General features: G+C 76.1%; 2 protein-coding genes. One reads left to right on the forward strand and one right to left on the reverse strand.

Annotated elements, in window-relative coordinates; all coding sequences use genetic code 11:
• The coding region (locus E0D90_RS24410) for an iron ABC transporter permease (RefSeq protein ID WP_130800117.1) at positions 1–2,061 on the forward strand (2,061 nt) is incomplete at its 5' end.
• 70 nt (positions 2,062–2,131) lie between these two features.
• Here E0D90_RS24410 and E0D90_RS24415 read toward each other — a convergent pair.
• Positions 2,132–3,640, reverse strand: coding sequence for an MFS transporter (locus tag E0D90_RS24415; RefSeq protein ID WP_157996935.1), 1,509 nt, complete (start codon positions 3,638–3,640; stop codon positions 2,132–2,134).
• Between the last annotated feature and the right edge of the window lie 209 nt (positions 3,641–3,849).

A 3,849-nucleotide genomic window follows, 5' to 3' on the forward strand; every position in this document is an offset into this window, starting at 1 on the left:
GCGCCCGGGAACGGGCGGCCGGGGCCGGCCGCCCGTTCCCGGGCGCTGCTGGCCGCCGTCGTCCTTCCGCCCCTGCTGGTGGTCCTGGTCCTGACGCATCTCGGGCTGGGCGCCTCGGGCGTGGGCACCGGCGACATCCTCGCCCTCCTGCTGGGCCGGGGCGACGACTTCACCGAGAGCATCCTGCTCGGCAGCCGGCTGCCACGCACCCTGACCGGGCTCGCCGTCGGCATCGCCCTGGGTGTCTCGGGCACGCTGATCCAGGGCGCGACCCGTAACCCGCTGGCCGCGCCCGACACGCTGGGCGTCAACGGCGGTGCCTATCTGGCCGTCGTCCTCGTCGCTTTCACCGGGGTCAGTCTCGGGCCGCTGCCCGCGGGCGCGGCGGCGTTCGCCGGTGGTGTCGTGGCGATCGGCGTGGTGTACCTGCTCAGCAGCGGCGGGGTGATGACGCCGGGCCGGGTGCTGCTGGCCGGCGCCACCGTCGCCCTGGCTACGACCTCCGCCGCCGCGTTCCTCCAGATCCTCGACAGCCAGGCGACCCAGGGGCTGTTCTTCTGGGGCAACGGCACGCTGATGCAGTCCGATCTCTCCCGGCCGCTGTTCCTCGGGGCGGTCATCCTGGTGGTGGCCTGCTGCGCGCCGCTGCTGGCGCGCCCGCTGGACCTGATGGCACTCGGCGACGAGACGGCCCGCGCCATGGGGGTGCGGGTGGAACGGGTGCGGCCCGGCGCGTTCCTGGTCGCGGTGCTGCTCTCGGCCGCCGCGGTCTCCCTGGCCGGCCCGATCGGCTTCATCGGGCTGATCGCCCCGGTCATCCTCCGCACGCTCGGCATCCGCGCGCACGCCGCGCTGATGCCGCTGGCGGCCCTGCTGTCCGCGGTGGTTGTGCTCGCCGCCGACTCCGCCGCGCAGCTGGCGCTGCCGCCGTCCGCCGGCTACGGCGAGATCCCCGTCGGGGTGGTCACCGCCCTCATCGGCGGTCCGGTGTTCATGGCGCTCGCCCGTCGCATCCGGACCGGCGACGCCGACACCGGCGCCGCCGTCGCGGTCTCCCGCGACCGTCGCGCGCCCGCCTACGCCACGATGCTGGCCGGCGGGCTGCTCGCGCTCACCGCGGCCGTGTTCGTCGCCCTGCGGATCGGTGATGTGGCCATCGGCTGGTCGGACATCGGGGCCTTCCTGGTCGGCGCCGGCGCGCCGGACACCGAGGCGGTCCTCTCCTACCGCCTGCCCCGCGTACTGGTCGCGGCACTGGCGGGCGCCTGCCTGGCGATGGCCGGAACCGCCGTCCAGGCCGTGGTGCGCAACCCGCTGGCGGAACCGTCGCTGATCGGCGTGACCGGTGGCGCCTCCCTCGGCGCGGTCTTCGTGATCGCCGCCGTGCCCACCGCGCCGCTGGTCGCGCTTCCCCTGGCCGCGGCGATCGGGGGTGTCCTCGCGCTGGCGGTGGTGGTCGTGGTGGCGCGGGGGCCGCGGGACCGGCGGCGCCACGGGCTGGACCCCACCCGGGTGGTCCTGGTCGGGCTCGGCGCGTCCGCGACCGCGACCGCGTTGGTCAACATCCTGGTGGTCGGAAGCCAGATGAACATCTCCGCCGCCCTGACCTGGCTGGCGGGCAGCACCTACGCCAAGGGCACCGCCACCCTCGGCTGGCTCGCCGTTCCCGCCGTGGTGGCCGTGCTGCTGGTGATCGCGGCCCGGCCGGTCGACCTGCTGGCGCTGGGCGACGAACTGCCCCGCTCGCTCGGGCTGGACCTGGGCCGGGCCCGGGCGCTGGTCCTTGCGGCCGCCGCCGTGATGGCCGCGGGCACGGCGGCGGCCGTGGGCGCCATCGGCTTCGTCGGGCTGCTCGCCCCGCATCTGGCGCGTCGTCTGGTCGGTGGGAGCACGGCCCGGATGGCGCCGATGGCGGCCCTGCTCGGCGCCGTCCTGGTGGTCACCGCCGACGCCCTCGGCCGGTGGCTGCTGGCCCCGGTCGAGATCCCGGTGGGCATCGTGACCGCGATCATCGGCGCGCCGTACCTCATCTGGCTGTTGCGGCGCACCCGTTCGATCTGAGCGCGCGGGCCGCCACCGCCGGGGGTGCCGGGCCGCCGCCGGGGTGCCGTGCCGTCGGGGTGCCGTGCCGTCACCGCCGGGTGCGAGCCGCCTCCACGGGGTGCGCACCGGGCGGCCGGGGTTCGGCCGGAGCGGTCCCGGTGGCGCCGTGCCCGAGCAGCCGTGCCCCGAGGGCCCCCGCCACGCAGACGGCCGCCGCCGCCAGGCACACCGTCGTCATGGCACCGCCCACGGCGGCCTCGGCCACCGGCCGCACCGACGGCGCGAGCTCGCCGAGCCGCCCGCTCTCGGTGGCGGCGCGGTCCTCCGCGCCGGGCACCTCCCGTCCGATCCGCGCGGTGAACAGGGCCCCGAACACCGCCACCCCGGCGGCGGTCCCCAGCGGGTAACAGGCGTTGGTGATCCCCGAGGCCATACCGGCGCGCTCCGGGGGCACCGCCGCGACCGCGACGCCCATCAGCGGGGGGAAGACCAGTGCTCCGCCACAGCCGAGGAGGACCATGCCGGCCGTGGCGACCACCCACCCGGTGTCCGCCCCGGCGGCGGCCAGGGACAGCAGACCGGCGGCCTTGAGCGCGAACCCCGAGCTCACCAGCGCGGCCGGGCCCGCGACTGCCTGGAGGCGGCCGACACACATCCCCATCACCAGCAGCGAGCCGGTCAGCGGCAGCAGCGCCGCGCCCGTCCTCATCGGCGTCAGGTCACCGGCCCCCTGGAGCCACAGGGCGATGAAGGCCAGCGTCCCCAGCCCGGCCATCCGGCCCAGGAAGCCCAGCGCGGCGGCCGAGAGGAAGGCGGGGCGGCGCAGCAGCGCTAGGTCGACCAACCCGTCCCCGCGCCGCTGGGAGAAGGCGAACGCGAGCCCCAGCAGCACCGCCGCGGACGCCGACCCCACGACGGTGCCCGAACTCCATCCGGCCTCCGGCACGGAGGCGAGCGCGAGGTTCAGCGCCAGCAGCGCGGCGACGGCCAGCAGCGCGCCACCGGGGTCGACGCGACGCCGGGCGCCGGGCGACGCGGTCTCCGCCATGCGCCACCACGTCCCGGCCACCACGAGCAGGCCGAACGGCACATTGACCAGGAAGACCCAGCGCCAGCCCAGTAGTTCGACCAGCACCCCGCCGACCAGCGGTCCCGCGGCGCCGGCGGCCGACGCCGCCGCCGCGTAGGCGGCGATCGCGCGGGCCCGGCGCTCCGGCGGGTAGGCGGCGGCCAGCAGCGCCAGGGTCGGGGCGAACGCCAGCGCGCCTCCCACCCCCTGGACGACGCGCGACGCGATCAGGAACTCCACCGTGGGAGCCAGCCCGCACAGTACCGAGGCCGCGGTGAACAGGCTCATCCCGGCGAGGAAGACGGCTCGGCGGCCGATCCGGTCGGAGAGCGCCCCCGCCGTCAGCAGCAGTGCTCCGAAGGCGAGCGAGTAGCCGGAGACCGTCCACTGGACGCGGTCGAGTCCGGCGCCCAGGTCGTGCGCCACCGGGCCGAGGGCGACATGAAAGACCGTCACGTCCAGCGTCATCATGCCGCCACCTGTCGCGACCAGCGCGAACGTCCATCGTGGCGCGCGCTCTCCGGTCACCTGCTGCCTCCTCGGCCGGGTGCGGAACGGGGGTGGGGAGGACTCCCGTGGGCCACGCCGGCGAGCCCGGGGGAAGATCGCGAACTGTCGTCCTCCGAGTGCGCAGTGTTGCATATTTAGGCAAGGCTTGCCTAAGCTCTGCCGAGTGCCTGCCTACCACGCAGACCCCACGCGTCACCCGTCACACCCCACACCCCACCGGCCTGGAG

Origin of the sequence: Streptomyces otsuchiensis (assembly GCF_004305975.1) — a bacterium.
Taxonomy (GTDB): Bacteria; Actinomycetota; Actinomycetes; order Streptomycetales; family Streptomycetaceae; genus Streptomyces; species Streptomyces otsuchiensis.